Origin of the sequence: Rugamonas sp. DEMB1 (assembly GCF_029834475.1) — a bacterium.
Classification (GTDB): domain Bacteria; phylum Pseudomonadota; class Gammaproteobacteria; order Burkholderiales; family Burkholderiaceae_D; genus Rugamonas; species Rugamonas rubra.
Map to the genome: position 1 here is coordinate 696208 of NZ_CP122407.1, position 26450 is coordinate 722657.

The 26450-nt window shown below is 67.9% G+C and carries 24 protein-coding genes and 4 pseudogenes; 21 read left to right on the top strand and 7 right to left on the bottom strand.

Translation table 11 applies throughout. The features are described from left to right. The first annotated feature begins 153 nt into the window (after positions 1 to 153). From QC826_RS03235 to QC826_RS03255, 5 genes are all read left to right on the top strand, one after another. Positions 154 to 675, top strand: a complete 522-nt coding sequence (locus QC826_RS03235; protein WP_279764370.1) for a methylated-DNA--[protein]-cysteine S-methyltransferase — start codon at positions 154 to 156, stop codon at positions 673 to 675. Further along, entirely contained in the window at positions 651 to 1553 is a 903-nt protein-coding gene (xerD, locus tag QC826_RS03240) for a site-specific tyrosine recombinase XerD (RefSeq protein ID WP_279764371.1), read from the top strand. The genes QC826_RS03235 and xerD overlap by 25 nt, the downstream gene beginning before the upstream one ends. A gap of 94 nt (positions 1554 to 1647) precedes the next feature. Further along, positions 1648 to 1830, top strand: a complete 183-nt coding sequence (locus QC826_RS03245) for a hypothetical protein (protein WP_093382841.1) — start codon at positions 1648 to 1650, stop codon at positions 1828 to 1830. 216 nt (positions 1831 to 2046) lie between these two features. Next, positions 2047 to 2256 carry a hypothetical protein gene (locus QC826_RS03250; RefSeq protein ID WP_279764372.1) on the top strand — a complete coding sequence of 70 codons (210 nt, stop codon included), beginning with the start codon at positions 2047 to 2049 and terminating at the stop codon, positions 2254 to 2256. Positions 2257 to 2332: 76 nt separating this feature from the next. After that, positions 2333 to 2758 carry a PIN domain-containing protein gene (locus tag QC826_RS03255; protein WP_279764373.1) on the top strand — a complete coding sequence of 142 codons (426 nt, stop codon included), beginning with the start codon at positions 2333 to 2335 and terminating at the stop codon, positions 2756 to 2758. 64 nt (positions 2759 to 2822) lie between these two features. Here QC826_RS03255 and QC826_RS03260 read toward each other — a convergent pair. Both QC826_RS03260 and QC826_RS03270 read right to left on the bottom strand, forming a co-directional pair. Then, positions 2823 to 5977: pseudogene (locus tag QC826_RS03260) on the bottom strand (efflux RND transporter permease subunit). A 3-nt stretch (positions 5978 to 5980) separates the two neighbouring features. After that, positions 5981 to 7195 (bottom strand): efflux RND transporter periplasmic adaptor subunit, encoded by a 1215-nt coding sequence (locus tag QC826_RS03270; RefSeq protein WP_279764375.1) that lies wholly within the window; start codon positions 7193 to 7195, stop codon positions 5981 to 5983. 194 nt (positions 7196 to 7389) lie between these two features. Between QC826_RS03270 and QC826_RS03275 the strand changes: the two are divergent. From QC826_RS03275 to QC826_RS03285, 3 genes and pseudogenes are all read left to right on the top strand, one after another. Beyond that, positions 7390 to 8589, top strand: a pseudogene (locus QC826_RS03275) (PAS domain-containing protein); the annotation flags it as partial. 85 nt (positions 8590 to 8674) lie between these two features. Beyond that, positions 8675 to 9508 carry a bifunctional diguanylate cyclase/phosphodiesterase gene (locus QC826_RS03280; protein ID WP_279764376.1) on the top strand — a complete coding sequence of 278 codons (834 nt, stop codon included), beginning with the start codon at positions 8675 to 8677 and terminating at the stop codon, positions 9506 to 9508. Between the two features lie 26 nt (positions 9509 to 9534). Next, positions 9535 to 10227: pseudogene (locus QC826_RS03285) on the top strand (EAL domain-containing protein); the annotation flags it as partial. Positions 10228 to 10263: 36 nt separating this feature from the next. Here QC826_RS03285 and QC826_RS03290 read toward each other — a convergent pair. Beyond that, on the bottom strand, positions 10264 to 11256 hold the full coding sequence (locus QC826_RS03290) for an endonuclease/exonuclease/phosphatase family protein (RefSeq protein ID WP_279764377.1): 993 nt from the start codon (positions 11254 to 11256) through the stop codon (positions 10264 to 10266). Positions 11257 to 11294: 38 nt separating this feature from the next. Here QC826_RS03290 and ybaK point away from each other — a divergent pair, with 38 nt between their 5' ends. From ybaK to QC826_RS03335, 9 genes are all read left to right on the top strand, one after another. Further along, the gene (gene ybaK / locus QC826_RS03295) at positions 11295 to 11786 is read left to right on the top strand and encodes a Cys-tRNA(Pro) deacylase (RefSeq protein ID WP_279764378.1); all 492 of its coding nucleotides are present in this window, start codon (positions 11295 to 11297) and stop codon (positions 11784 to 11786) included. Between the two features lie 118 nt (positions 11787 to 11904). Continuing rightward, positions 11905 to 12549 (top strand): glycerol-3-phosphate 1-O-acyltransferase PlsY, encoded by a 645-nt coding sequence (gene plsY / locus QC826_RS03300; protein ID WP_279764379.1) that lies wholly within the window; start codon positions 11905 to 11907, stop codon positions 12547 to 12549. Positions 12550 to 12768: 219 nt separating this feature from the next. After that, positions 12769 to 13416 carry a DsbA family oxidoreductase gene (locus tag QC826_RS03305; RefSeq protein WP_279764380.1) on the top strand — a complete coding sequence of 216 codons (648 nt, stop codon included), beginning with the start codon at positions 12769 to 12771 and terminating at the stop codon, positions 13414 to 13416. 104 nt (positions 13417 to 13520) lie between these two features. Then, complete coding sequence (locus QC826_RS03310) at positions 13521 to 14564, top strand: sensor domain-containing diguanylate cyclase (protein WP_279764382.1); 1044 nt, start codon at positions 13521 to 13523, stop codon at positions 14562 to 14564. 55 nt (positions 14565 to 14619) lie between these two features. Beyond that, on the top strand, positions 14620 to 15927 hold the full coding sequence (locus QC826_RS03315) for a metal-dependent hydrolase (RefSeq protein WP_279764383.1): 1308 nt from the start codon (positions 14620 to 14622) through the stop codon (positions 15925 to 15927). A 55-nt stretch (positions 15928 to 15982) separates the two neighbouring features. Beyond that, positions 15983 to 16180 carry a LysR substrate-binding domain-containing protein gene (locus QC826_RS03320; RefSeq protein ID WP_313872838.1) on the top strand — a complete coding sequence of 66 codons (198 nt, stop codon included), beginning with the start codon at positions 15983 to 15985 and terminating at the stop codon, positions 16178 to 16180. 351 nt (positions 16181 to 16531) lie between these two features. Beyond that, complete coding sequence (locus QC826_RS03325) at positions 16532 to 17779, top strand: CmpA/NrtA family ABC transporter substrate-binding protein (RefSeq protein ID WP_279764384.1); 1248 nt, start codon at positions 16532 to 16534, stop codon at positions 17777 to 17779. A gap of 13 nt (positions 17780 to 17792) precedes the next feature. After that, the gene (gene ntrB / locus QC826_RS03330) at positions 17793 to 18749 is read left to right on the top strand and encodes a nitrate ABC transporter permease (RefSeq protein WP_279764385.1); all 957 of its coding nucleotides are present in this window, start codon (positions 17793 to 17795) and stop codon (positions 18747 to 18749) included. 1 nt (position 18750) lies between these two features. Next, on the top strand, positions 18751 to 19560 hold the full coding sequence (locus QC826_RS03335) for an ABC transporter ATP-binding protein (protein ID WP_279764386.1): 810 nt from the start codon (positions 18751 to 18753) through the stop codon (positions 19558 to 19560). A 119-nt stretch (positions 19561 to 19679) separates the two neighbouring features. Here the strand turns inward: QC826_RS03335 and tsaD are convergent, their stop codons facing one another. Continuing rightward, entirely contained in the window at positions 19680 to 20717 is a 1038-nt protein-coding gene (tsaD, locus tag QC826_RS03340; protein ID WP_279764387.1) for a tRNA (adenosine(37)-N6)-threonylcarbamoyltransferase complex transferase subunit TsaD, read from the bottom strand. 185 nt (positions 20718 to 20902) lie between these two features. Here tsaD and QC826_RS03345 point away from each other — a divergent pair, with 185 nt between their 5' ends. Beyond that, entirely contained in the window at positions 20903 to 21313 is a 411-nt protein-coding gene (locus tag QC826_RS03345) for a hypothetical protein (RefSeq protein ID WP_279764388.1), read from the top strand. 35 nt (positions 21314 to 21348) lie between these two features. Here QC826_RS03345 and QC826_RS03350 read toward each other — a convergent pair. Beyond that, a pseudogene (locus QC826_RS03350) lies at positions 21349 to 22409 on the bottom strand (3-deoxy-7-phosphoheptulonate synthase). Between the two features lie 219 nt (positions 22410 to 22628). Here QC826_RS03350 and ybiB point away from each other — a divergent pair. Then, positions 22629 to 23615: a DNA-binding protein YbiB gene (gene ybiB, locus QC826_RS03355; protein ID WP_279764389.1), complete on the top strand. Its 987-nt coding sequence runs from the start codon at positions 22629 to 22631 to the stop codon at positions 23613 to 23615. A 6-nt stretch (positions 23616 to 23621) separates the two neighbouring features. On the opposite strand, the gene QC826_RS03360 is transcribed toward ybiB, so the two are convergent. Both QC826_RS03360 and QC826_RS03365 read right to left on the bottom strand, forming a co-directional pair. Beyond that, on the bottom strand, positions 23622 to 23813 hold the full coding sequence (locus tag QC826_RS03360) for a hypothetical protein (protein ID WP_279764390.1): 192 nt from the start codon (positions 23811 to 23813) through the stop codon (positions 23622 to 23624). Between the two features lie 20 nt (positions 23814 to 23833). Then, entirely contained in the window at positions 23834 to 24157 is a 324-nt protein-coding gene (locus QC826_RS03365) for a hypothetical protein (protein ID WP_279764391.1), read from the bottom strand. A 348-nt stretch (positions 24158 to 24505) separates the two neighbouring features. On the opposite strand from QC826_RS03365, the gene QC826_RS03370 reads away from it, so the two are divergent. Next, the gene (locus tag QC826_RS03370; RefSeq protein ID WP_279764392.1) at positions 24506 to 24898 is read left to right on the top strand and encodes a hypothetical protein; all 393 of its coding nucleotides are present in this window, start codon (positions 24506 to 24508) and stop codon (positions 24896 to 24898) included. Positions 24899 to 25045: 147 nt separating this feature from the next. Further along, positions 25046 to 26257 (top strand): NAD(P)/FAD-dependent oxidoreductase, encoded by a 1212-nt coding sequence (locus QC826_RS03375; protein ID WP_279764394.1) that lies wholly within the window; start codon positions 25046 to 25048, stop codon positions 26255 to 26257. Positions 26258 to 26450: the final 193 nt, after the last annotated feature.

Sequence of the window (26450 nt, forward strand, 5' to 3'; positions counted from 1 at the left end):
GCGCGCTACAGCCAGAGTCAAACGGCCGGAAACGTGAAGCAGGATTTCGGGGCGCACCGCAAGGTGCGCTTTTTTTCGTCCAGAGGTTCTACAATGTGTGCAGAACTGCCACAACTGCTGTAGTTTGGATGAGACAAAAGGACAACTTGCGTGATGAAAAAACAACAGGGTAGCGAGCTTTTTTCTGCCATCGTGGACCTGCCGTTCGGCAAGATCGGGATCCGCACGGCGGGCAAGCTGGTGACGGAATTGTGCTACCTGGCGCCGCACTTCGAGGCCAAGCCGGCGCAGGACGCGGTGGCCGAGCTGGCCGCCGCCCAGCTGGCGGCCTACTGCGCCGACCCGGACTTCGTCTTCGACCTGCCGCTGGCGCGGGTCGGCAGCGATTTCCAGCGCAAGGTGTGGGGCAGCATCGCCGCGATCCCGCGCGGCAGCGTGCGCACCTACGGCGAGCTGGCGCGCCACATCGGCTCGGCGCCGCGCGCGGTGGGCCAGGCCTGCGGCGCCAACTGGTTCCCGCTGGTGGTGCCCTGCCACCGCGTCACCTCGGCGTCCGGCCTGGGCGGCTTCGCCCACAGCGACGACCAGAACGGCTTCCTGCTCGGCGTCAAGCGCTGGCTGCTGGCACACGAGGGGGCGAGCGAGTACGCATGGCAACAGACAACCCTGCTCTGATCGACGAGTTTTGCGACAGCCTGTGGCTGGAGGACGGCCTGTCGAAGAACACCCTGGAGGCCTACCGGCGCGACCTGCGCCTGTTCGTCCGCTGGCTCGAGGTCAAGCGGCCCGGGCTGGCCAACCTGCACGCCGTGACCACGCCCGACATCGACGCCTACTTCGCCGCGCGCCACGAGGAGACCAAGGCCAGCTCGTCGAACCGGCGCCTGTCGGTGCTCAAGCGCTTCTACCAGCTGGCGCTGCGGCAGCGCCACATCGCCGCCGACCCCTGCCTGAACCTGGCCTCGGCCAAGCAGGCGACGCGCTTCGTCCACACGCTCAGCGAGGCGCAGGTGGAGGCGCTGCTGGCGGCGCCCGACGTGGCCACGCCGCTCGGCCTGCGCGAGCGCACCATGCTGGAGTTGATGTACGCCAGCGGGCTGCGGGTGTCCGAGCTGACCACCTTGAAGACCCTGGAGCTGAGCCTGAACGACGGCGTGCTGCGCATCACCGGCAAGGGCGCCAAGACGCGGCTGGTGCCGTTCGGCGCGCAGGCGCGCCTGTGGCTGGAGCGCTACATGAAGGAGGCGCGCGGCGTGATCCTCGACGGCCAGGTCGACGACGCCCTGTTCGTCACCCGGCGCGGCGGGGCGATGACGCGGCAGATGTTCTGGGTGTTGATCAAAAAGCACGCGCAGAAGGCCGGCATCACGGCGCCGCTGTCGCCGCACACCCTGCGCCACGCCTTCGCCACCCACCTGTTGAACCACGGCGCCGACCTGCGCGTCGTGCAGTTGCTTCTGGGACACTCCGACATCTCGACCACGCAGATCTACACCCATGTGGCGCGGGAACGACTGAAACGCCTGCACGCCGAGCACCATCCGCGTGGCTGAGCGGGGGTTTTGCTGTTCTGGATTACTTGTGTCGGTCATATCTGCGTCATAATGTGACCTAAGTAAGTCAACATCGTGAATATAGAGGTAGCAAATGGCAAAGACAAATTTCCAGTACGAGAAGCGGCAACGCGAGTTAGAGAAGAAGAAGAAGGCCGACGAAAAAGCCAAGCGCAAGGCAGAATTGAAGAACACGCCGGGCGGCGAGGGCGAAGCGGAGCCGGATGAGGCCGACGCTGACGGCGACGCCGCCGAGGGCGAGACGCCGGCGGCATAAGGCGCCGCGGCGCTGCGGCGGACGGCGAAAGGCGCTAGAGCAGCCCCGGCCCCGGCGTGGGCGGGTTTCGCCTGTCAGCAGCGCTGCCGAGGAGACTGGCTAAAATGCCGTTCAGTTGATGCTGGACGGCATTTTTGCTTTTAGCGTGGTGTCGGGGCGCCGCCGCTGCCCAAATGTTATACACTGGCTGCGAGACAATCTGATATGAGGCGTGTCATGCGACAGCTCATTGTGGAACTGAGCGATCAGGAAATGGCAGCGCTGGAAGTGCTCGCCGAGACGCAACGAATCGATCCCGCCAGCTTGGCCAAGACCGCGCTACTGAAAGTGTTGGCTGGGAGGGCCAGCGAGCCTTCACCGTCTGGAGATTCGATACGCCCGCACAGCCGGACCTCGCCCGTGCCAAACGGCTTGCCGCCGCCATGACCATGCATGGGATTTGGCGGGGGAAGCCTGATAAACCCCAGGACGGCGTGGAGTACCAGCGCGAGGTTCGCGCTGAATGACAATAGCCCTCTTCGACACAAACATCATCATCGATTCTTTCGCCGGGCACGATGCCGCCACAGCGGAGCTGTCCAACTATAGCGACGCGGCAATCAGCTCGATCAGTTGGATGGAGGTGGCCTGCAAACTAGGAGTGGTGGAACAGCTTCAATTTCAGACCCTGCTCGACGGTATCGGCATCAAGATCATCCACATCAACGATGCCATCATGAAAAGAGCCACGATCCTTCGCGGCGACAGCATCGCCAACCCGCCGAAAATTCATTTGCTTGATTGCATCATTCGGGCAACTGCCGAGGTGGAGGGGCGCCTGCTGGTCACTCGCAACCCGAGAGACTTTGGCCGGACAAGCGCCGCAGTACGGGTTCCCTACGACATCGTCAACGGCGTGGTGGTCAACATCAGGCCGTCGCCACCGTAACGTCCGGTGGCCGCCGCATCGTCCCCGCCAGCGCGGGGACGAGTCAAGCGACCGTTGCGGCGGCTCAGGCCGCGTTGTGCTCCTTGTTGCGCTCCTGTTGCGGCGCGCCGTGGTGCTCGTCGACGCCGGCCACGCCGTGCGGCTCCGGGGCGCCCTGGAAGAAGCGCTTGGCGCGCTTGCCCAGGCTGTCCAGGTAGGTGTAGGCGACCGGCACCACCACCAGCGTCAGCAGGGTCGAGGTGAGCACGCCGCCGATCACGGCGCGGCCCATCGGCGCCTGCGTCTCGCCGCCGTCGCCCATGCCGATGGCCATCGGCAGCATGCCGAACACCATCGCCAGCGTGGTCATCAAAATCGGCCGCAGGCGCACCTGGCCGGCCTCCATGATGGCCTCGTACTGGCCCTTGCCGGCGCGCTGGCCGTGGTTGGTGAAGTCGACCAGCAAAATCGCGTTCTTGGTCACCAGGCCCATCAGCATGATGAAGCCGATCACCGAGAAGATGTTCAGCGTGCTGCCGGTCACCAGCAGCGCCAGCAGCACGCCGATCAGCGACAGCGGCAGCGACACCATGATGGCGATCGGCTGCAGGAAGCTGCCGAACTGCGAGGCCAGCACCAGGTAGATGAAGATCACCGCGATGCCCAGCGCCATCATGGCGCCCGCCATGGTCTCCTCCATCTGCTGGGCGTTGCCGGCCACGTCGAAGCGCACCCCGGCCGGCAGTTCGATCGATTCCATCGCCTTCTTGACGTCCTGGTCGACGTCGCCGCCGGGACGGCCCTCGACGCCGGCGTACACCGCGACGCGCCGTTGCAGCGCCTGGCGCTTCAACACCTGCGGGCTCGACGAGGGCACGAACTCGACCACCTGGCGCAGCGGCACCATGATCGGCCGGCCGTTGGCGTCGTTGCGGCTGGAGGCCAGCGACAGGTCGGCCAGGTCGGCGATCTTCTGCCGGCCCGACTTGGGCAGTTGCACGTTGACGTCGTAGTTCTGGCCGTCGCCGGCCAGCCAGTGGCTCACCGTGTCGCCGGCGACGAAGGGCCGCAGCGCGCTGCCGATCTGCTGCACCGACAGGCCCAGGTCGCTGGCCAGCTCGTTGTTGATCTTGATCGTGGTCGAGGGGGTGGCGCCCTCCTGGCTGTACTCCAGGTCGGCGACGCCCTTGATCTTGCGCATCTTGTCCATCAGCCGGTGGGCCACCTCGTCGAGCTTGCCCTCGTCGACGCCGAGGATGGCGATGAAGATCGGCTTCTGGCCGAACGACAGGGTGATGCCGGCGATGGTCGACATGCGTTCGCGGATCAGCTTTTCCAGCTCCTTCTGGGTGCGCCGCTTGTGCAGCTTGTGGTCGACCAGCTTGAGGTCGATGCGGGCGTGGTTGCGCACGTCGCCCGGCGGGGCGACGACGGCGATCCGGCTGTCGATCTCGGGGAAGGCCTTGAGCGCCTCCTCGACCTGCAGCACCTTGCTGTTGGTGTATTCCAGGCTGGAGCCGACCGGGGTCTTGAAGGTCAGGTTGATCCAGCCCTCGTCGGTCTCGGGGAACATCTCGCCGCCGATCATCGGCACCAGCATCAGGCTGCCGACGAACAGGCCGAGCGCCGCCGCCAGGGTGCTCTTGCGCCAGCGCAGGGCCAGCGCCAGCACCCGGCCGTACCAGACGTGCAGGCGGTCGATGCCGGTCTCGATCCAGGCCATGAAGCGGCCCAGCCACGGCAGGTACTTGAAGCGGTCCTTGACCGGGTCGCGCCAGACCGAGGAGAGCATCGGGTCGAGCGTGAAGCTGACGAACAGCGAGACCAGCACGGCGACGGCGACGGTGATGCCGAACTGCAGGAAGAAGCGGCCGATGATGCCCTTCATGAAGGCCACCGGGATGAACACGGCGACGATGGCGAAGGTGGTGGCCATGACGGCCAGGCCGATCTCGTTGGTGCCGTCGTTGGCCGCCTTGAAGTGGCTCTTGCCCATGCCGAGGTGGCGCACGATGTTCTCGCGCACCACGATGGCGTCGTCGATCAGCAGGCCGATGCACAGCGACAGCGCCATCAGCGTGAGGAAGTTCAGGGTGAAGCCGAAGAACTTCATGGCGATGAAGCTGGCCATCACCGAGATCGGCAGGGTCAGGCCGGTGATGATGGTGCTGCGCCAGGAGTGCAGGAAGAAGAAGACGATCACCATGGTCAGCACGGCGCCCTCGACGATGGTGTGCTTGACGTTGTTGAGCTGGTTCTGCACGCGCTCGGACTCGTCGTCGAGCAGGCGCAGCTTGATGTCGGCCGGCAGCGACTTCTGCAGTTCGCGGGTGATGCGCTGGATGCCGGTGCCGACCTCGACCACGTTGGCGTCCTGCACCTTGGTGATCTCGATGCTGATGGCGCGCTGGCCGTTCAGGCGCGAGATCGACAGCTCCTCCTGCTCGCCGTCGACCACGCCGGCGACCTGCTCGAGGTAGACCGGGCCGTTGGCGCGGCGCGCCACGATGATCTTGTTGAAGTCGCGCGCCTGCTTCATCTTGCCCTCGACGCGCACCAGCTGCTCGGCGGCGCCGAAGCTGATGTTGCCGGCCGGCAGGTTGGTGTTGCTGGCCTGGATGGCGCGGATCACCTCGTCGACGCCGACGCCCTGCGCCGTCATGTCGTCCGGCCGCAGGCTGATGAGGATCTGCCGCGCGGTGGTGCCGTTCAGCTTGACCTGGCCGACCCCGGCCACGCTCTGGAAGCGCTTGCTGATGATCTGCTCGGTGATGGTCGACAGCTCGCGCAGGGTGTGCGCGCCGGCGGTCAGGCTGAGGGTGGCGATGGCGCGCTCGTTGTCGCCCTCGGCGCGGGCGATGTAGGGCCCTTGGCCTCCTTGGGGAAGCGCGGGCGCACCAGCGCGACCTTGTCGCGCAGCTCCTGCATGGCCTTGTCCATATTGGTCGACAGCTCGAACTCGAGGTAGATGCCGGCCTTGCCCTCCCAGGAGTTGGCGCGGATGGTCTTGATGCCGCTGACCGTGTTGACCACGTCCTCGACCGGCCGGGTGATGTCGTTCTCGACCGCCTCGGGCGAGGCGCCCGGGTAGTTGACCTCGATGGCGGCGAAGGGGAAGGTGACGCTGGGCATGCTCTCGACGCCCAGGCCCTGGTAGGAGAACAGGCCGAGCACGACCAGGGCCACCATCACCATGGTGGCGAAGACCGGATTCTGGATGCTGGTTTTAGTGATCCACATGGCCTAGTCCTTCCGCGCCAGCATGGCCGCTTGGTCCTTGGCCGGCGCCGCCGGCGCGGCCGGCAGCTTGACCTGGCTGCCCGGCTTGACGCCGTCGAGCTTGGAGACGATCACGCTGGCGCCGGGCGCCAGGCCGTCGAGCACCTCGGCGTAGCCCTCGTCCTCGTTGCGCAGGCCCAGCTTGACCGCCTGGGCGACGATCTTGCCGTGCTCCACCTTGTAGACCAGCTGGCGGCCCTGCTCCTCGCGCAGCGCCTGCAGCGGCAGCAGCGGCATCACCGCCGAGCGGGCGGTGGTGATGGAGCCCTTGGCGAACATGCCGCCGCGCAGGGCGCCGTCGGCGTTGGGCACGGCGATGTAGACCAGCATGGCGCGCGAGCCGGCCTCGGTGGTCGGGTTGACGCGCGCCACCTTGCCGACGAAGTCGCGGCCCTGGAAGCCGTCGACCTTGAACTGCACCTCCTGGCCGATCTTGATGCGCGGGATCTCGGCGGCCGGCACCTGGGCCTCGAGCACCAGCTCGGACAGGTCGACGATGGTGTAGACGGCCATGTCGGGCGCCACCTTCTCGCCGGCCTGGACGTGGCGCTTGCTGACGATGCCGCCGATCGGCGCGCGGATCGCCGCGTCGGCCAGCGCGATGCGCGCCAGCTCGACCTGGGCCGAGGCGGCCTTGACGCCGGCGCGCGCCAGCTCGACGCTGTTGTGCGTGCTGTCGTAGGCGTTCTGCGAGATGTAGTTCTGCTTGAGCAGGGCCTGGTTGTTGGCCTCGTTCTTGCCGGCCAGCGACAGCTTGGCCTGCGCCTCGTCGAGCGCGGCCTGCTGCTGGCTCAGGCGGGCGCGCGGTTCGGCCGTGTCGAGCCGCAGCAGCAGCTGGCCGGCCGCCACGGCGGTGCCCTCCTGCGCCGTGGTGGCCTCGATCTGGCCCGACACCTTGGCCTTGACGGTGGCCTGGCTGAGCGGTTGCAGCGAGCCCGACAGCGGCAGCTTCAGCGCCAGCGCGCGCGCCTCGACGGCGGCGACGTCGCCGCCGGCCAGCTCGAAGACCTCCTGTTTGGGCGCCTTCTTGGCGTCCTCGGCGGCCGGTTTGGCGCGCGACTGCACGACGCTCCAGCCGCCGCCGGCCAGGGTCAGCACGACCAGGCCGATCAGCGGGGCGCGCCAGCGTTTGCCGCGCGTTGCGGTGGGGAGGGACGGGGGCAGGGTCTCAAGTTTCATATTGTTTTCTGGTCAAGGTTTGCCAAGGTCGGCAAGGTCGCAACAAGGGCGCGGCGCGAAAACGGCGGGCGCGGCGCGGACGGTCAGGCTGGCGCGCTAGTGCGAGCTTGCGGGGTGCGCACCACGGCGGTGGTTGGTGGGAGGACACGCCTGTCCTCCCTGGAGAACCGCGGTAGTGCGCATGGTGACACTGTATGGATTTGACAAGTGTAGCGCCAGCGCCGTGCGACAGGGCGGCAAAAGGCGGGCCTGAACTGCAGAAAAGGCGGATCAACGGCCGTTTTGGCGCGACGGGCCGCGCGCCGGCGGGACCGGCGCCGGCCCGGTGTTGGTCGCCGGCAACGACACTTGCGCCGCGATACAGGCGCTTCGGCCTTCCTTGCGCCACGTCAAGCGCGCAATCCTGTGGCGGGCAAGAATGGGCTGTCTGCCTGCAAAGGCGCAACCGCAACGCGAGCGAGGCCAAGGTGGGTGACCAGGAATGTAGTGTGGCCGCGCCGGCCCAAGGCGAGTCCGGCCGGCCGGGCCAGCAGGCGCTGGACCTGATCGCCCGCATCGTCGCGGCGATCGAACTGACCCCGCTGGTGGCGGTGCACAGCGTCGACCGCGGCGGCCGGGTGTGCTTCTGGAACCAGACCTGCGTCCAGTTGTACGGCGTGGCGGCGGAGCAGGCGCTGGGCCAGCCGCTGGCGCAGCTGCTGCAGCCGCAGCAGCGCGCCGCCGAGCACGCCGCCGCGCTGGAGCAGGTGTGGCACAGCGGCCGGCCCAGCCCGGCGCGCGACTGGCAGCTGCGCAGCGCCGCCGGACGCCTGTTGTGGGTCTACTCGAGCATGTTCCCGGTCTACCGCGGCGGCGAGCTGCAACAGGTGTTCTGCATGGACATCGACGTCACCGCGCGCCGCCGCGAGGAGGGCGCGCTGCTGTCGGTGGGCGCCAACTTCCGCCAGATGTTCGAGCAGTCCAGCGACGCCATCCTGGTCATCGAGCGCGACCGCATCGCCGAGCTCAACCCGGCCGCGCTGGCGCTGTTCGACTGCGCCGACCCCGGCCGCATGCTGGGCAAGAGCCTGGCCGACTTCTCGCCGCTGCGCCAGGACGGCGGCGCGCTGTCGGCCCAGGCCGGGCTGGCCATGGCGCAGCAGGCCCACCGCCTGGGCAACTGGCGCTACGACTGGCGCTACACCAGCTGCGGCGGGCGCCAGTTCTGGGCCGAGGTGCTGCTGACCTCGATCACCCTGGACCACGAGTTCCTGTTCTACGCGGTGCTGCGCGACGTCTCCGCCCGCAAGCTGGCCGAGCAGCGCCTGTACCTGGCCGCCCAGGTGTTCGAGAACAGCCGCGACGCCATCCTGCTGGCCGACCGCGGCCCCAGCGTGATCGCCGTCAACCAGGCCTACGCCGCCGTCACCGGGCTCAGTCCGGCCGAGATGGTCGGCCAGGCCCCTCGACGGCGAGCGCGTCGGCATCGAGGACGGCGAGTTGTTCCGCCAGATCTGGTGCGCGATGCAGGACCAGGGCCACTGGCAGGGCGAGATCTGGGCGCAGCGCCGCGGCGGCGGGCGCTATCCGGCCTGGTTGTCGCTGGCCGCCATCGCCGACCAGCACGGCGTGGTGTCCAACTATATGCTGATCCTGTCGGACATCAGCGAACGCAAGCGCTCCGAGGAGACCACCCGCCACCAGGCCGAGCACGACTTCCTGACCGACCTGCCGAACCGGGTGCTGCTGCTCGACCGCCTCAGCCTGGCGCTGACGGCGGCGCGGCGCAACCACAGCATGCTGGCCATCCTGTTCCTCGACCTGGACCGTTTCAAGCACATCAACGACACCCTGGGCCACCACGTCGGCGACCTGCTGCTCAAGGAGGTGGCGGCGCGGCTGGTCAAGTGCGTGCGCGCGGTCGACACGGTGAGCCGCCAGGGCGGCGACGAGTTCGTCATCATCCTGGCCGACATCGGCGGCATCGACCAGGCCGCCCACGTCGCCGCCAGCGTGCTGCAGGCGATCACCCAGACCTACGAGCTGGAGCAGCACCGGCTCGACGTCACCACCTCGATCGGCATCAGCATCTTCCCCGACGACGGCGCCGACATCGAGACCCTGGTGAAGAACGCCGACCTGGCCATGTACCACGCCAAGGAGGGCGGGCGCAACCGCTTCCAGTTCTTCAGCGCCGAGATGAACGCCCAGATCGTCGAGCGGGTCGCCTTCGAGAACGGCCTGCGCGGCGCGCTGCGCGAGGGCCAGTTCGAGCTCGAGTTCCAGCCCGAGGTCGACATCGCCAGCGGCGCCACGCTGGGCGCCGAGCCCTGATCCGCTGGCGCCACCCGCAACTGGGCCTGCTGCTGCCGGAGCGCTTCATCGCCGTGGCGGAGGACTGCGGCCTGATGGTCGGCATCGGCAACTGGGTGCTGCGCGAGGCCTGCCGCCAGGCGCGCCGCTGGCAGGAGCAGGGCCGGCCGCTGGTGGTGGCGGTCAACATCTCGCTGGCCCAGCTGATGCAGAACAACCTGGCGCACAGCGTGGCCGAGGCGCTCGAGGTGAGCGGCCTGGCGCCCGGCCTGCTCGAACTGGAGCTGACCGAGGCGATCATCATGCGCCAGGGCGGCGCCGCGCCGGCCAAGCTGCAGGCGCTGCGCGCGCTCGGCGTCGGCCTGACCATCGACGACTTCGGCACCGGCTACTCGCGCCTGGGCCACCTGCGCGACTACCCGGTCGACAAGCTGAAGATCGACCGCTCCTTCATGGCCGACCTGGCCGCCGAGCCGGGCGACGCCGCCGTGGTCACCGCCATCATCGGCGTGGCGCGCAGCCTGAAGCTGACCGTGGTGGCCGAGGGGGTGGAGACGGCGGAGCAGCTGGCGTTCCTGCGCCAGCACGGCTGCGACCGCTACCAGGGGCGCTACATCGCGCTGGCGGCGGCGAACGGCGCGGCGAACGGCGCCGACGCCGACGGGGCCGTCGCCGCGCAGGCCGCCGAGGGCAGGGTGCCGGCGCCGGGCGGAGCGCCAGGGTCAGACCCTAGGGTCTGACCCTCGATTCGTGCCGTCGCTGTTCTTGGGCCGGCCTCAAGCCTCGGCCCGGTCGCGCGCGCCGTACAGGCGCAGGCGCACCAGCACCTGGCCGTGGTCCGAGGTCTCCGGGCGCTGCTGCAGCAGGTGGTCGTTCAGGTAGCTGACGTCGAGCACCTCGCCGATGGCGTAGCGCGAGGCCGGGTTGAACTCCTCCGACACCAGCACGTGGTCGATGGTCATGTAGTGGCCCTCGTGGATGTTGGTGTAGCCGACGTGGCGCAAACGGTCCTGGCGCAGCTGGATCTGGTTGCAGTCGAACATGCGGCCGCTCAACTCGTCGCCCGGCTGGCACCAGGCGCCGGCGCCCAGCACGATGGTGGTGGTGACGGCGTCGGCGGTGTCGTTGAAGTCGCCCAGCACGATGCGCGGCCGGCGCCCGCCCCGTTCCGCCTCGCTCAATTGGCTCAGCAGCACGCGCAGCGCCACCGCCTCGGTGCCGCGGCGGATCAGCGAGCGCAGGTTGGCCTGGGCGTACAGCAGCGGGTCGTCGCCGCAGTCGCCGTTGCGGTAGTCGGGCCGCTTGGATTTCAGATGGACGACGATGACGTCGAGCACGCGCCGGTCCGGCAGCAGGATCTGGGCGTGCAGCGGGGCGCGGGCGAAGCGGTCGGCGTCGCGGCTGCCGGCCGGCATGGCGACGCCGTCGGGGAAGGCCGGGTAGGCCGCCGGCGTGGCCGCCAGCGGCAGGCGCGAGACCAGCGCCACCTGCGGCGCCAGGCGCTCGGCGCCGGCCTCGGCTTCGACGCCGGCCAGCATGGCGTCGCGGTAGCGGCTGCTGCGCGCCAGCACGTCGCGCAGCGCCGCCAGCGAGAAGATCTCCTGCAGGCCGATCACGTCGGCGTCGAGCTGGTCGAGCTGGTGGGCGGTCCAGGCGACCTTCGCCTCGTACTCCTGCGCCGTCAGCGGCGCCAGGTTGTCATACAGTTTCGCCCCGGCCGGCGCCAGGTTGCACACGTTGAAGGTGGCAAAGCGAAGTTCTTGCTGCATAATTCGATACTCCTCATTGAATCTTTAGCGTATCACGCATGGCCAAAAAAGAGCATATTTCCGAAACCCAGGCGACGCAGCTGCTGCGCAAGCACAAGATCGCCTTCTCGGAGCACCCCTATCCCTACGAGGAACACGGCGGCACCGGCGTCTCGGCGCGCGAGCTGGGCGTGGCCGAGCACCACGTCGTCAAGACGCTGGTGATGCAGGACGAGGCGGCCAAGCCGCTGATCGTGCTGATGCACGGCGACTGCAAGGTGTCGACCAAGAACCTGGCGCGGGCGATCGGCTGCAAGTCGGTCGAGCCGTGCAAACCGGAGGTGGCGACGCGCCATTCCGGCTACATGATAGGCGGCACCTCGCCGTTCGGCACCAGGAAGGCCATGCCGGTGTACGTCGAGCAGGGCATCCTGGCGCTGGAAACGATATATATCAATGGCGGGAGGCGCGGCTTCCTGATCGGCATCGCGCCGCAGGTGCTGCTCGACGTGCTGGCGGCCAAGCCGGTGCAGTGCGCCCTGGCCGACTGAACCGCTCCCGCTTGCCCGTCGTCAATACCGCCGCACTTTGTTGGCGTGGAGACACGCGCATGGTGTATATTCAGCAGCCCCGGCGGAGAGCCCCGGGAACAATAATTAGAGGGAAACAATGAATACAGTACTGATGACCGTGGCCGCCTATCTGATCGGCTCGATCTCCTTCGCCGTGGTGATGAGCAAGTTGTTCGGCATCGCCGACCCGCGCACCTACGGCTCGAAGAACCCGGGCGCCACCAACGTGCTGCGCAGCGGCAACAAGGGCGCCGCCATCATGACCCTGCTGGGCGACGGCGCCAAGGGCTGGCTGGCGGTCTGGCTGGCCTACCGCTACCAGGAGCAACTGGGCGTGGGCGACATGGCCGTGGCGCTGGTGGCCATCGCCGTCTTCCTCGGCCACCTGTGGCCGGTGTTCTTCCGCTTCGTCGGCGGCAAGGGCGTGGCCACCGCGCTGGGCGTGCTGCTCGGCCTGAATCCGTGGCTGGGCCTGGCCACCCTGGTGACCTGGCTGGCGGTCGCTTTCGCCTTCCGCTATTCCTCGCTGGCCGCGCTGATCGCCGCGCTGTTCGCGCCGTTCTACTACGGCCTGCTGTTCGGCGTCGAGCCGCAGCTGTTCGCCGTCACCGCGATGAGCGTACTGTTGGCTTACCGCCACAGCCAGAACATCGCCAACCTGCTGGCCGGCAAGGAAAGCCGCATCGGCGGCAAGGGCGCCGCCGCCAAGGAGGCCACCCCGGCCAAGGGCAAGAAGAAGTAATCGCTTCTTTAGTTGGGTGGAATACCAGGAACCAGGCCGAGGCCTGGTTTTTTGCTATGCGGCGCGGAATTCCTCTCGGCGGAATAGTGGGGGTGAATTCAACGAGATCATTTCAATATTTGCAATTGATCCCGTCGGCGACTTGATTTCGCTTTTGCTGCCATCATATGCTTGCCATTGCGCCGCCGGGCGGCGCCCATCCATTGCGAAGGCCCACCCATGAGCACACCCATCAAGATCGACTTTGTCTCCGACGTCTCCTGCCCCTGGTGCGCCATCGGCCTGAAGTCGCTCGAGGCGGCGCTGGCCAACATCGGCGCGGCGGCCCAGCCCGAGCTGCACTTCCAGCCCTTCGAGTTGAATCCGAAGATGGGCGCCGAGGGCCAGGACATCGGCGAGCACATCGCCGAGAAGTACGGCGCCACGCCGGAACAGCAGGCGCAGTCGCGCGAGATGATACGGGCGCGCGGCGCCGAGGTCGGCTTCACCTTCGCGATGGACCAGCGCAGCCGCATCTACAACACCTTCGACGCCCACCGCCTGCTGCACTGGGCCGAGCTGGAGGGGCGCCAGAAGGAGCTCAAGCACGCGCTGCTGGAGGCCTACTTCACCCAGGGCGAAAACCCCAGCTCGCGCGAGGTGCTGGCGCGGGTGGCAGGCGCCGCCGGGCTGGACGAGGCGGCCGCCGCCGAGGTGCTGGCGACCAACCGCTACGCCGACGAGGTGCGCGAGCGCGAGCACTTCTACATCCAACAGGGCATCAACTCGGTGCCGGCGGTGATCATCAACGACCGCCACCTGATCTCCGGCGGCCAGCCGGCCGAGGTGTTCGAGCAGGCGCTGCGGCAGATTCTGGCGGCGGCCTAAACGGCCGGCCACGGCGGGGCGTCCAAGTCTCCCGCCGCCGCGCTTTTGCGCTACACTCAGCCAACCATAGCGCGGGTACCCGCAGCGGCGATCCAGGGAGGCTCATGCCGGCAGCACAAAAAATCCACATACTCGGCGTCGCCAGACCGCCGGCCGACCAGTTCCGCGTCGCCGCGCTGCAGCGCTACAAGATCCTCGACACGCCGCCCTGCGACGACTTCAACTTCCTCGCCGAGCTGGCCGCCAAGCTGTGCGGCGTGCCCTACGCCGCCGTCGCGCTGGTCGACGCCGAGCGGGTCTGGCTGAAGGCCGGCCACGGCCTGCCGCCGGGCAGCGTGCCGCGCCAGGACAGCTATTGCGCGCTGGCGGTGCTGGGCGAGGCCGCCACCGAGATCGCCGATTTGAGCGCGGACTACCGCACCGCCCACATGCCGCTGACTGTCGGCGCGCCGCACATGCGCATGTACAGCGGCGTGGCGCTGACCTCGCCGGACGGCTTCCAGATCGGCTCGCTGTGCGTGATGGACACCCGGCCCGGCGCGCTCGACGAGGAGCAGCGCCGCACGCTGGCGCGGCTGGGCCGCCAGGTGATGGCCCTGATCGAGTTGCGCGCCAACCAGCGCACGCTCGACAGCTCGCAGCGCGAACTGGAGCAGCTGGCGCTGAGCGACGAGCTGACCGGCCTGCACAACCGCCGCTCGCTGCTGCAGCGCCTGCAGTTCGAGGTGGCGCGCGCCAAGCGCTTCCGCACGCCGCTGTCGGCGCTGATGATCGACCTGGACGACTTCAAGGGCGTCAACGACGGCTACGGCCACGCCGCCGGCGACATGGTGCTGGCCAACGTCGGCCGCCTGCTGCGCGAGAGCGTGCGGGTGATCGACATCGCCGGCCGCTACGGCGGCGAGGTGCTGTGCGTGGTGCTGCCCAACACGCCGCGCGAGGGCGCCGGCAAGCTGGCCGAGACGCTGCGCGCCAAGCTGGCGGCGCAGCTGCACACGGCCGGCGCGCGCGTGGTGGAGGTCACCGCCAGCATCGGCGTGGGCGCCTTCGACCACATGGGCATCGCCGACGCCGAGAGCCTGCTGCGCCAGGCCGACGAGGCGCTGCGGCGCGCCAAGGACGGCGGCCGCAACCGCGTCGCGTCGTGAGCCCGGCGCCTTTGACGCCGCGTTCAACCCTACTCTGCGGAGATGACGACAAGCTTTGGATAACATCACCCACTCGCTGATCGGCCTGGGCGCCGGCGAATTGATCCACCGCGGCCTGGCGCCCGAGCCGGACGGCGCCGGCCAGCGCACGCGCCACCGCCTGTTGCTGACCGCCTGCGCGCTGGCCAGCAACTTCCCCGACCTCGACCTGTTCCTCACCAAGCTGCTGCCCGACCCGCTCGGTTATCTGCTGAACCACCGGGGCCACACCCACACGCTGCTGTTCGCGCTGCCGCAGGCCTTGCTGCTGCTGGCGCTGTTGTGGGGACTGTGGCCGGCGGCGCGCGCGCTGCTGCGGCGCAGCGGCGCGGCGCGCCTCGGCCTGGCGGCCAGCATCCTGCTCGGCCTCGGCCTGCATCTGCTGATGGACTTCACCAACTCCTACGGCATCCACCCCTTCTATCCCTTCGACGGGCGCTGGTTCTACGGCGACATGGTGTTCATCGTCGAGCCGCTGTTCTGGGTCGCCTTCGGCGTGCCGCTGGCCTGGCTGACGGGGGCGCGCACGGCGCGCGCGCTCGGCCTCGGCCTGCTGGCGGCGGCGCTGCTGTTCTTTACGTGGAAGGGCTATCTGGCGCCGGGCGCGCTGGCCGCCTTGCTGGCGGTCGCCGCGCTGATGGTCGCGCTGCAACGGCGCGACGGCGCGCGCGGACGCGGCGCCCTGCTGCTGGCGCTGCTGCTTGGCGTCGCCTTCGTCGGCGCGCAGGGCGTCGGCTCGACGCTGGGCGCGCAGCGCGTGCGCGCCGCGCTGCGGCAGATCGATCCGGCCGCGCGCACGGTCGACGTGGCGATGACGGCCTTCCCCAGCCAGCCGCTGTGCTGGAACTATGTCGCGGTGGAGCTCGACGAGGCGGCCGACCGCTACCGCATGCGGCGCGGCGTGCTCAGTCTGGCGCCGCGGTGGCTGGCGCCGCAGGCCTGCCCGCGCGGCCTGCTCGACCAGGCGCCGGCGCAGCCGCTGACGGCGGCGCTGATCCAATACGGCGAGCGCAGCGCCAGCCTGTCCGCGCTGCGCGGGCTGCGCCGCGACAGCTGCTATGTGGACGCCTGGCTGCGCTTCGCCCGCGCCCCGGCGCTGGTGGACGGCGAGCTGTCGGACTACCGCTTCGCCGCCACGCCGAACGGCAACTTCTCCTCGCTGCGCATCGCCGACAGCCGGCAGGCGGCCTGTCCGCAGAACGTGCCCGGCTGGGGCTATCCGCGCGCCGACCTGCTGGCGCCGCCGGCCCCGCGGCACGTGCTGGGGCAGGTGGCGCCCGCCGCCACGCCGGTGCGGGCGGCCCACCTCACCCAAGCCGAATGACGCCCGCCATGGACCGACTACATTTGATGACCGTCTTCGCGGCAAGCTGTACGTCATGCCCGGCATCGTCGACTACCTGGCGCGCTATCCGGCGATGGAGGTGTCGGCGCTGCTGGTCGACCGCGTCGCCAATCTGCTGGAGGAGGGGCTCGACGTCGGCGTGCGCATCGGCGAGCTGCCCGATTCGAGCATGCGGGCGATCGGCGTGGGCCGGGTGCGGCGCATGGTCTACGCCGCGCCGGCCAAACGCTGAACGGCTAGCGTCCGCGCCTTGCGGTGGTTCTCCGCGCTTTTGCTGGACGCAGGGCCAACCCCGTAAGCCAGGGGTCTGACCCCGTGCGGGGTCAGACCCCGACCGTAGCGCTTCGGGTAGGGCTTAGAGTTCGCCTTTGCGCACCGCCTGCGCGCTGGCGGTGCGCGCGCGATGCTGCTGTGCACAAAAACGGTGCCGAAAAAACCGGCAAGCTCCTCCTTGGCGCCAACAAGGCGCGCAAACGTCCCGAATCGGGGCGCGATTCTCCCCGCGTTTGCTGGCACACCAATTGCTGTAGTGAGGTGGAAGGGCCGCCACCCGGCGGCCCATAGCGACCAGCACGAGGACACGATGAGCAGCGATACCCCATTCAAGCCGATCCGCCGTCAACTATTGAAAGCCGGCGCCGCCGTCGGCGCCACAGGGCTGGGCTGCCTGGTCGGAGGCGGCGCCTGGGCCGCCGGCTCGGACAAGCCGGAAAAGGAGGAGGTCAAGGTCGGCTTCATTCCGCTGACCGACTGCGCCTCCGTGGTGATGGCCTCGGTGCTCGGCTTCGACAAGAAGTACGGCATCAAGATCATACCGAGCAAGGAGTCGTCCTGGGCCAGCGTGCGCGACAAGCTGGTCAACGGTGAACTCGACGCGGCCCATGTGCTGTATGGCCTGGTGTATGGCGTCCACCTCGGCGTGGGCGGGCCGAAGAAGGACATGGCGGTGCTGATGAACCTGAACCACAACGGCCAGGCCATCACGTTGTCGAAGAAGATCGCCGACAAGGGCGCGGTGGACGGCACCTCGCTGGCCAAGCTGATGGCCACCGACAAGCGCGAGTACTCCTTCGCCCAGACCTTCCCGACCGGCACCCACGCCATGTGGTTGTACTACTGGCTGGCGGCGCACGGCGTCAACCCCTTCAAGGACGCCAAGATCATCACCGTGCCGCCGCCGCAGATGGTGGCCAATATGCGGGTCGGGAACATGGACGGCTTCTGCGTCGGCGAGCCGTGGGGCCACCGCGCCATTGTCGACGGCGTCGGCATCACCGCCGCCACCACCCAGGACATCTGGCGCGACCACCCGGAGAAGGTGCTGGGCACCAGCGCGGAGTGGGTCAAGAAGTATCCGAACACGGCGCGCGCGCTGACCGCCGCCATCCTCGACGCCGGCCGCTGGATCGACGCCTCGCTGTCGAACAAGCAGAAAATGGCCGAGACCATCGCCGACAAGTCCTACGTCAACACCTCGGTCGACGTGATCAACCAGCGCATCCTGGGACGCTACCAGAACGGCCTGGGCAAGACCTGGGACGACCCGAACTATATGAAGTTCTTCAACGACGGCAGCGTCAACTTCCCCTACCTGTCCGACGGCATGTGGTTCCTCACGCAGCAGAAGCGCTGGGGCTTGCTGAAGAGCGAGCCGGACTACCTGGCGGTGGCGACGCAGATCAACCAGATCGGCGTCTACACGGACGCCGCAGCGCTGGCCAAGGTCAGCGTGCCGAAGTCGCCGATGCGCAGCACCAAGCTGATGGACGGCACGGTCTGGGACGGCAAGAACCCCAAGGCCTACGCCGACTCGTTCAAAATCAAAGCCTGAGGAGGGACCGCATATGAGCGCAGTGTTCAACAATCTGGCCGCGCCTGCGGTGGAGGCGGGCGCGCCTGCCGCCGCCCTTCCAGCGGCGACGAGCAACGCGGCGTCGACCGGCGCGATGGCGGCGCCGGCCAAGCCGCCGCGCAGCGCGCGCCTGGCCGCCAAGGGCGTGGTGCTGGCCGGCGGCAAGTCGCGTCTGCGTCCCCACGTGATGAAGTACCTGCCGCCGCTGCTCGGCCTGGCCCTGCTGGTGCTGGTGTGGCAGATCCTGGCCAGCGGGAACAACGGCATCCCGACGCCGCTGGTCACCTGGCAGGAGGCCGTGCGCCTGTTCTCCGATCCCTTCTACCGCAACGGGCCGAACGACCAGGGCATCGGCTGGAACGTGCTGGCCTCGCTCAAGCGGGTCGGCATGGGCTTCGGCCTGGCCGCCGTGATCGGCATTCCGCTCGGCTTCCTGATCGGCCGCTTCAAGTTCCTCGGCGGGATGTTCAACCCGATCATCAGCCTGTTGAAGCCGGTGTCGCCGTTGGCCTGGCTGCCGATCGGCCTGCTGGTGTTCAAGTCGGCCGACCCGGCCGCCATCTGGTCGATCTTCATCTGCTCGATCTGGCCGATGATCATCAACACCGCCGTCGGCGTGCAGCGCGTGCCGCAGGACTACATGAACGTGGCGCGCGTGCTCAACCTGTCGGAGTGGAAGATCGTCACCAAGATCCTGCTGCCGTCCGTGCTGCCCTATATGCTGACCGGCGTGCGCCTGGCCATCGGCACGGCCTGGCTGGTGATCGTCGCGGCGGAGATGCTGACCGGCGGCGTGGGCATCGGCTTCTGGGTCTGGGACGAGTGGAACAACCTGAACGTGCCGCACATCCTGATCGCCATCGTCATCATCGGCGTGGTCGGGCTGGTGCTGGAGCAGATCCTGGTCGCCGTGGCCAGATCGTTCACCTACGAAGAAGTGGAGGGCTGACATGGGCGCCAATAAATTCATCGAGATCTCGCACGCCGAGATGGTCTTCAACACCAAGAAGGGCAGCTTCCACGCCCTCAGCGACGTCAACCTGACGGTGCAGAAGGGCGAGTTCATCACCCTGATCGGCCACTCCGGCTGCGGCAAGTCGACCCTGCTCAATTTGATCGCCGGGCTGACCACGGCCAGCGAGGGCGTGCTGTTGTGCGGCGGGCGCGAAATCGCCGGGCCGTCGCCGGAGCGCGCGGTGGTGTTCCAGAACCATTCGCTGCTGCCCTGGCTGACCTGCTACGAGAACGTGCATTTGGCGGTCGAGCGTGTCTTCGGTGGCAAGGAGTCGGGCGCGCAGTTGAAGGAGCGGGTGATGGCGGCGCTGGCCATGGTCGGGCTGACGGCGGCGGCGGCCAAGCGGCCGCACGAGATCTCGGGCGGCATGAAGCAGCGCGTCGGCATCGCCCGCGCGCTGTCGATGGAACCGAAGGTGCTGTTGCTGGACGAGCCCTTCGGCGCGCTCGACGCGCTGACCCGCGCGCATTTGCAGGACGAGCTGTTGCGCATCGTCGCGGCGACCCAGTCGACGGTGGTGATGGTGACGCACGACGTGGACGAGGCGGTGCTGCTGTCGGATCGCATTGTGATGATGACCAACGGGCCGGCGGCGACCATCGGCGAGATCTTGCAGGTGCGGCTGGCGCGGCCGCGCGACCGGCTGGCGCTGGCGCAGGACCCGCTGTACATCGAGTACCGCACCAGCGTGCTGCACTTCCTCTACCAGCGCCAGGCGCGGCCGGCGCAGCGCGAGGCGGCTTGATTGGTGTTGTGGGTATGCTGGCGCACCCCGGGTGAGGCGGGGTCAGACCCCGTACGGGGTCTGACCCCAGTCCGCGCCGCGGGCTCGGTCGGCTGGCTGGTGTTGCGGGGTTGGACGGCTCAAACCACCTTGATCTCGTCGAGCGGCCAGCGCGGCCGCACGTTGAACGAGTAGTCGCGCTGCGCCGCGTCGGGGTTGATTTGCAGGCGCATGGCGCCGGCGAAGGCGATCATGGCGCCGTTGTCGGTGCAGAACTCCAGCTCGGGGTAGTAGACCTTGAAGCGCTTCTTGGCGGCGGCCTCGTTGAGCGAGGCGCGCAGCTGGCTGTTGGCGCCGACGCCGCCGGCGATGACCAGCCGCTTCAGGCCGGTGTGCTTGAGCGCGTTGACGCATTTGGCGGTCAGCACGTCGACGATGGCGTCGACGAAGCCGCGCGCGATGTTGGCCTTGTCCTGCTCGCAGATGTTGGCGATCACCTTCTCTTCATGGTTCTTCACCACCGTCAGCACCGCCGTCTTCAGGCCGGAGAAGCTGAAATTGAAGTCCTTCGAGTGCAGCATCGGGCGCGGCAGCTTGTAGGCCAGCGGGTCGCCGAACTCGGCCAGGCGCGAGATGGCCGGGCCGCCCGGATAACCGAGGCCGAGCAGCTTGGCCGACTTGTCGAAGGCCTCGCCGGCGGCGTCGTCGAGCGTCTCGCCGAGCAGGGTGTACTGGCCGACGCCGTCGACCCGCATCAGCTGGGTGTGGCCGCCCGAGACCAGCAGCGCGATGAAGGGGAACTCCGGCGGCTCCTTGGCCAGCAGCGGCGAGAGCAAATGGCCCTCGAGGTGGTGGATGCCGAGCACCGGCTTGTCCAGCGCCAGGCCCAGGCTGCAGGCCACCGAGGAGCCCACCAGCAGCGCGCCGGCCAGGCCGGGCTGGGTGTAGGCGATGGCGTCGATGTCCTGGGGCGCCAGCTTGGCGTCGGCCAGCGCCTGCTGCAGCAGCGGGATGGCGCGGCGGATGTGGTCGCGCGAGGCCAGCTCCGGCACCACGCCGCCGTACTCCTCGTGCATCGCCACCTGCGAGTAGAGGGCATGGGACAGCAGGCCGTGTTGCGTGTCGTACAGCGCAAGGCCGGTTTCGTCACAGGAGGATTCGACGCCGAGAACGATCATGAAGAGGGCACATTTGAGGGAGTAATCCGCCATTGTAAAGGAAAGCGCCGGGCCCGACTCCCCGAACTGGCGCAGGTCGGCGCACTATGGCTGTGCATTTTTCTCAATGTTGAGGAAAAAACGCGGCCGGCACGTGGCACCTTTCTTGCGTGGGGGAATGGATGGCTTTACGAGGGAGGTGAACGATGTCTGGACAATGGAAACTGATCTGCCGGCTCAAGCGACCTGGCGCCGCTGGGCACGCGGCAGGTGCCGCGCGGCCTGGCCTGGCAGGGCTGCCGGGGGTGCTGCTGATGCGCGGCGAGGACGAGCGTGTGGTCGCGCTGCTGGAGGGCGGGCCTTACCTGGACGGCGCGCCGGTGCGCGCCGCGCCGCCGAGCGAGACGCCGGCGGCCGGCCGGCGGCGCTGGCACAAGGCGCTGGCGCTGGCCTGCGCGCCGCAGGGGCAGGAGGGCTATCCGCGCTCGTACACGGTGCGGCTGGAGGACGGCAGGATCTATCTGGATCTGGAGGAGTTGAACGAGCCGGCCAGCCGCGCCGAGGCGGCGCTGGCCGGTTCCTTCGCGCCGCGCGCGCGCGTGCCGGTGTTCGGCTAAGGCGGCGGCCGGCCGCGCCGGCGCGCCGGGACGGCCTAGGGGCGCTGCTTGAGCTGGGCGTGGGCGTCGCGCAGCATCTTCTCGGTGGTGTCCCAGTCGATGCAGCCGTCGGTCACCGAGCAGCCGTACTTGAGCTCGCTGAGCTGCCCTGCGGGATCTTCTGGTTGCCGCCGACGATGTTCGATTCGATCATCACGCCGACCAGCGAGCGGTTGCCGTGGACGATCTGGTTGACCACGTCGGCCATCACCAGCGGCTGCAGCTCGGGCTTCTTGTAGCTGTTGGCGTGCGAGCAGTCGACCACCAGGTTGGCCGGCAGCTTGGCCTTGTCCAGCGCCTGCTCGGCGATGGCGATCGAGACCGAGTCGTAGTTGGGCCGGCCGTCGCCGCCGCGCAGCACGACGTGGCCGTAGGCGTTGCCGCGGGTGCGCACGACGGCGACGTTGCCGGCGCTGTTGATGCCCAGGAAGGAGTGCGGGTGGGCCGAGGACAGGATGGCGTTGATGGCGATGCTGATGTCGCCGTCGGTGCCGTTCTTGAAGCCGACCGGGGTCGACAGGCCGGACGACATCTCGCGGTGGGTCTGCGACTCGGTGGTGCGGGCGCCGATGGCGGTCCAGGCGATCAGGTCGCCCAGGTACTGCGGCGAGATCGGGTCGAGCGCCTCGGTGGCGGTGGGCAGGCCCAGCTCGCAGACGTCGAGCAGGAACTGGCGCGCCTTCTCCATGCCGGCGTCGACGCGGAAGGAGTCGTCCATGTCCGGGTCGTTGATGTAGCCCTTCCAGCCGGTGGTGGTGCGCGGTTTTTCGAAGTAGACGCGCATCACCAGCAGCATGGTGTCGGCCACCTCGGCCTGCAGTTGCAGCAGGCGGCGGGCGTAGTCCAGGCCGGCGACCGGGTCGTGGATCGAGCACGGCCCGACCACCACGAACAGGCGCTTGTCCTTGCGGTCGATGATGTTGCGCAGCGCCTCGCGGCCCTTCATCACGGTGGCCGAGGCGCGCTCGGTCAACGGCAGCTTGGCGTGCAGCGCGGCCGGCGTCGGCATCGGCGCGAACGAGGTGACGTTGATATTTTCGATGTCTGGGGAGATCATGGTTCTCTGCTTCTCTACAATGATTGCGCAATGTTTGCGTCGGGGGATTCATAGTGTAGCTGAAATGCAGCATTTTGGCCTCGACAGTGGCCCGCTTGGCCGGCGCGGCGCGGCTTTTCGGCCACGCGCGTTTCCACGCGGAAAGCCTTTCGCCGGCGGGCGAAGCGCCGCCGGGGCGGGGCTGGGAAAGCCGGGCCGTTTGCGTGTAAGCTGTCGGGCATGACGACACTCCACGACCCCTTCCCGGCCGCCCGCCTGATCAAAGAGATCGGCCGCGGCAAGAACGGCGCGCGCAGCATGACGCGCGACGACGCCCACGACCTGTACGCCGCCATGCTGGCCGGCCGCGTCTCCGACCTCGAGCTGGGCGGCGTGCTGCTGGCCATGCGCATCAAGGGCGAGTCGGTGGAGGAGATCGCCGGCTTCCTCGACGCCGCCGAGGCCTGCTTCGCGCCGCTGACGGCGCCGCCGGGCCCGTTCGCGCCGGTCTGCATCCCCAGCTACAACGGCGCCCGCAAGATGGCCAACCTGACGCCGCTGTTGGCCATGCTGCTGGCGCGCGAGGGCGTGCCGGTGCTGGTGCACGGCGTGGCGCGCGACGCCGGCCGGGTCGCCTCGGCCGAGGTGTTCGAGGCGCTCGGCGTGGCCGCCGCGCAGGACCACGCCGAGGCGGAGGAGGCGCTGGCGCAGGGCCACGTCGCCTTCATCACCATCGACAAGCTGGCGCCGCCGCTGGCGCACATGCTGTCGCTGCGCCGCATCCTCGGCGTGCGCAACTCGACCCACACCCTGGTGAAGATCATGCAGCCCTTCGCCGGGCCGGCGCTGCGGCTGGTTTCCTACACCCACCCGGAATACCTGGAGATGCTGGGCGAGTACTTCACCACGGCGGCGCTGCACGAGCGCGGCGACGCCTTCCTGATGCGCGGCACCGAGGGCGAGACGGTGGCCAACGCCAACAAGGCGCAGCAGATCGACTGGTTCCACGGCGGCCTGCGCAGCATGCTGGTGCCCAAGCAAACCCAGGTGGGCGCGCTGCCGGCGCTGCCCGAGGAGCGCGACGCCGCCACCACCGCCGCCTGGATCGCCGCCGTGCTGCGCGGCGAGGTGCCGGTGCCGGAGTCGATCGCCGAGCAGGTGGCGCAGTGCCTGCTGGTGTCGCGCACGCTGCAGTCGCGCCAGCGGGTCAGCGAGCCGCTCGAATAGCCCCTATTACGGCCGCGCAGCCAAGGCGAAGGTCACGATTTCCCACTGTGACAACCATTGCTCGGTTTGCTCGCAGCGCAGCTTGATGAGCCGCTGTATCCGTGCCTGGTGCTGTGCAAGCGGGTACGCGAAGATCGGTTCGTGGTGGGCAATACGGTTGCGGAAACCTCGCAACGCCTCCATGTCGTCGTACAGCATCTTCCGGGCGGTCGACACTTTCAGCCGGTGGAACCAATGGGAATGCCCTTCCGGGCTAATTGCAGTTCGCCCTTGTACCACTTAGACAGGGTGCGCTCGAAACCAGCGTCCCAAGGCCAGCTGCTGCCATACTTAAGCTCGAGCGCATGTGAGATTGCATTTCTAACAACAATTTCACAAACGTGCAGAGCCGAGAAGAAGGCACCAGAAACTAGGGCGTTCCAGGCGTAGATGTCAAGCGCTGTCGCTTCAGCCCCAAAACCTCTGGCACTGAGATACGTCCCCATCCTCGCCGGAGAGAGGGTGGAAGTGATGACCGTGATCTGGTGTGATGAGAGTGCCATATAAACCTTACTTCTGGAAAAATGGTACATGTTCACGAAAGGGTATATAATTTTTGCTGTGAGTTCTGGGACTTGTTGGCGTGAGCCTCCCCCCAGAAACAAGAGAGTTAGAATGGCCCACTTCGGTGGGCCATTCGCATTCTGGCCTCAAATTTTTGTTGCCCCCATCTCCTACCCCTGATTGGCTGGACTGGGGCGGCGCTGGCGCTGGCTGCGGCATCGCGCTCGGCCTGCCACGCTGCCTTGAACGCAAATCGCCTGCATTGCGATAGGCAAGATGCGAGGAATGCTGATGTATCCGGCGTCACGTTCGCGGCTCCACACCCAGAAATCGGGCCAGCCTGGAAAATGCAGATCCATTTTCTGCTGCGCTCGTTCCGCCATCTTCATGCGAACAGCCTGTACTTGCTTTGCGTTGGTCATAACTGCCTCGCTCTATTCGATGTCAGTATCATCGGTCGGAATTGGTGGGGCGGTTCTGTCGTGTCACGGCTATCGACTCAATCTCATCACCAAACGTTCAATATCGCGGTGACGGAGATCCGTGCAATGTTCAGCGGCCAGCTCGAACCGAAGCGCATGGTCAAGATCCGCGAGCGCATGCTGGCGGCGGGTTTGCCGATGTGGGCCGTCATTTGCCGTTGGCGCAAGTCATGCGTGCATGGAATGCGAGCTGGTGCCGTCGATTGCAAGCTCATTTGCAGACAGCGTGAACACGAGCGCCCAGTTGTTTGCAATTAATTCGAGCCGAAATCGGTGTCGAATGCGAGCATGGCCGTTTTCGAGCGCAAACCTTCCGAATGGCGCCTGCACAGCGCCGGCCGGCGGCCCCGGCGGCAAAGCCGTTTACAATCACGCCTTTGAAACAGTGCAGGTGCGGGGTTGAATATGGCAAAACAGTTTGATGTGGCGGTAATCGGGGCGGGCGCGGCCGGCATGATGTGCGCGGCGGTGGCCGCGCAGCGGGGCAAGCGCGTGGTGCTGATCGACCACGCCGGCAAGCTGGCCGAGAAGATCCGTATCTCCGGTGGCGGCCGTTGCAACTTCACTAATATCAACGCCGGGCCGCAGAACTTCCTGTCGCAGAACCCGCACTTCTGCAAGAGCGCGCTGTCGCGCTACACGCCGCAGGACTTCCTCGCGCTGGTGAAAAAATACCGCATCGGCTACCACGAGAAGCACAAGGGTCAGCTGTTCTGCGACGAGTCGGCCGAGCTGATCATCGACATGCTCAAGGACGAGTGCGCCGCCGGCGACGTGCACTGGCGCATGCCGTGCAAGGTCGAGGCGGTCGAGCGCATCGACGGCGGCGGCTTCACGCTGCGCACCGACAGCGGCGACATCGAGGCCGACAGCGTGGTCATCGCCACCGGCGGCCTGTCGATCCCGAAGATAGGCGCGACCGACTTCGGCTACCGCGTCGCCAAACAGTTCGAGCTGAAGCTGGTCGAGCCGCGCCCGGCGCTGGTGCCGCTGACCTTCGACGACGCCAGTTGGGCGCCGTTCGCCGCGCTGTCGGGCATCGCGCTGGAGGTCGACGTCGAGACCGGCTCGTTGAGGGGCCGTAACCCGAGCGGCGCGCGCTTCCGCGAGGGCCGCCTGTTCACCCACCGTGGCCTGTCCGGCCCGGCGATTTTGCAGATCTCCAGCTTCTGGCAGCCAGGCACGCCCATCGTCATCAACCTGCTGCCGGAGATGGACCTGGCGCAGACCCTGATCGAGGGCAAGGGCAGCATCAAGAAGCAACTGGGCAACGTGATGTCGCAGTGGCTGCCGACCCGCCTGGCCGAGGGTCTGCTGCAGGCCCACGGGCTGGCGCTGGACGCCCGCCTGGCCGACCTGCCGGACGCCGCGCTGCGCAAGCTGGGCCTGGCCGTCAACCAGTGGACCATCGTGCCGAGCGGCTCGGAGGGCTACCGCAAGGCCGAGGTGACGCGCGGCGGCGTCGACACGCGCGAGCTGTCGCAGCAGACCATGATGGCCAACAAGGTGCCGGGCCTGTACTTCGTCGGCGAGAGCGTCGACGTCACCGGCTGGCTGGGCGGCTACAACTTCCAGTGGGCCTGGGCCTCGGGCGTGGCGGCGGGGCAGGCGGTCTAAGGCGGCCCAAGGCGGCCCTCGGACCGCCCGGCGGGCGGCGCCGACTGTTGCGCCGGCGCCGCTTCGTTTGCCTGGTTTGCCAACGGAGTCGGCGGCGGCCCGCATTGCTGCTATAATTTCCCTTCGGAGAGCGAACCCAGTCGCCGCAAACATGCTTGGCGACGCGGATATTCCGCCTGGTCCAGCGACGTTG

Excerpts from the sequence above, each read along its gene's own strand:
- ybaK (WP_279764378.1), top strand. The coding sequence starts at position 11,295 with ATGGCCAAAAAAGAGCATATTTCCGAAACCCAGGCGACGCAGCTGCTG.
- plsY (WP_279764379.1), top strand. The coding sequence starts at position 11,905 with ATGAATACAGTACTGATGACCGTGGCCGCCTATCTGATCGGCTCGATC.
- QC826_RS03290 (WP_279764377.1), bottom strand. The coding sequence starts at position 11,256 with ATGCAGCAAGAACTTCGCTTTGCCACCTTCAACGTGTGCAACCTGGCG.
- tsaD (WP_279764387.1), bottom strand. The coding sequence starts at position 20,717 with ATGATCGTTCTCGGCGTCGAATCCTCCTGTGACGAAACCGGCCTTGCG.
- QC826_RS03270 (WP_279764375.1), bottom strand. The coding sequence starts at position 7,195 with ATGAAACTTGAGACCCTGCCCCCGTCCCTCCCCACCGCAACGCGCGGC.
- QC826_RS03370 (WP_279764392.1), top strand. The coding sequence starts at position 24,506 with ATGCAGATCCATTTTCTGCTGCGCTCGTTCCGCCATCTTCATGCGAAC.
- QC826_RS03255 (WP_279764373.1), top strand. The coding sequence starts at position 2,333 with ATGACAATAGCCCTCTTCGACACAAACATCATCATCGATTCTTTCGCC.
- QC826_RS03325 (WP_279764384.1), top strand. The coding sequence starts at position 16,532 with ATGAGCAGCGATACCCCATTCAAGCCGATCCGCCGTCAACTATTGAAA.
- QC826_RS03365 (WP_279764391.1), bottom strand. The coding sequence starts at position 24,157 with ATGGCACTCTCATCACACCAGATCACGGTCATCACTTCCACCCTCTCT.
- QC826_RS03360 (WP_279764390.1), bottom strand. The coding sequence starts at position 23,813 with ATGCTGTACGACGACATGGAGGCGTTGCGAGGTTTCCGCAACCGTATT.
- ybiB (WP_279764389.1), top strand. The coding sequence starts at position 22,629 with ATGACGACACTCCACGACCCCTTCCCGGCCGCCCGCCTGATCAAAGAG.
- QC826_RS03235 (WP_279764370.1), top strand. The coding sequence starts at position 154 with ATGAAAAAACAACAGGGTAGCGAGCTTTTTTCTGCCATCGTGGACCTG.
- QC826_RS03245 (WP_093382841.1), top strand. The coding sequence starts at position 1,648 with ATGGCAAAGACAAATTTCCAGTACGAGAAGCGGCAACGCGAGTTAGAG.
- QC826_RS03320 (WP_313872838.1), top strand. The coding sequence starts at position 15,983 with ATGCCCGGCATCGTCGACTACCTGGCGCGCTATCCGGCGATGGAGGTG.
- QC826_RS03335 (WP_279764386.1), top strand. The coding sequence starts at position 18,751 with ATGGGCGCCAATAAATTCATCGAGATCTCGCACGCCGAGATGGTCTTC.
- QC826_RS03250 (WP_279764372.1), top strand. The coding sequence starts at position 2,047 with ATGCGACAGCTCATTGTGGAACTGAGCGATCAGGAAATGGCAGCGCTG.
- xerD (WP_279764371.1), top strand. The coding sequence starts at position 651 with ATGGCAACAGACAACCCTGCTCTGATCGACGAGTTTTGCGACAGCCTG.
- QC826_RS03310 (WP_279764382.1), top strand. The coding sequence starts at position 13,521 with ATGCCGGCAGCACAAAAAATCCACATACTCGGCGTCGCCAGACCGCCG.
- QC826_RS03305 (WP_279764380.1), top strand. The coding sequence starts at position 12,769 with ATGAGCACACCCATCAAGATCGACTTTGTCTCCGACGTCTCCTGCCCC.
- QC826_RS03375 (WP_279764394.1), top strand. The coding sequence starts at position 25,046 with ATGGCAAAACAGTTTGATGTGGCGGTAATCGGGGCGGGCGCGGCCGGC.
- QC826_RS03345 (WP_279764388.1), top strand. The coding sequence starts at position 20,903 with ATGTCTGGACAATGGAAACTGATCTGCCGGCTCAAGCGACCTGGCGCC.
- ntrB (WP_279764385.1), top strand. The coding sequence starts at position 17,793 with ATGAGCGCAGTGTTCAACAATCTGGCCGCGCCTGCGGTGGAGGCGGGC.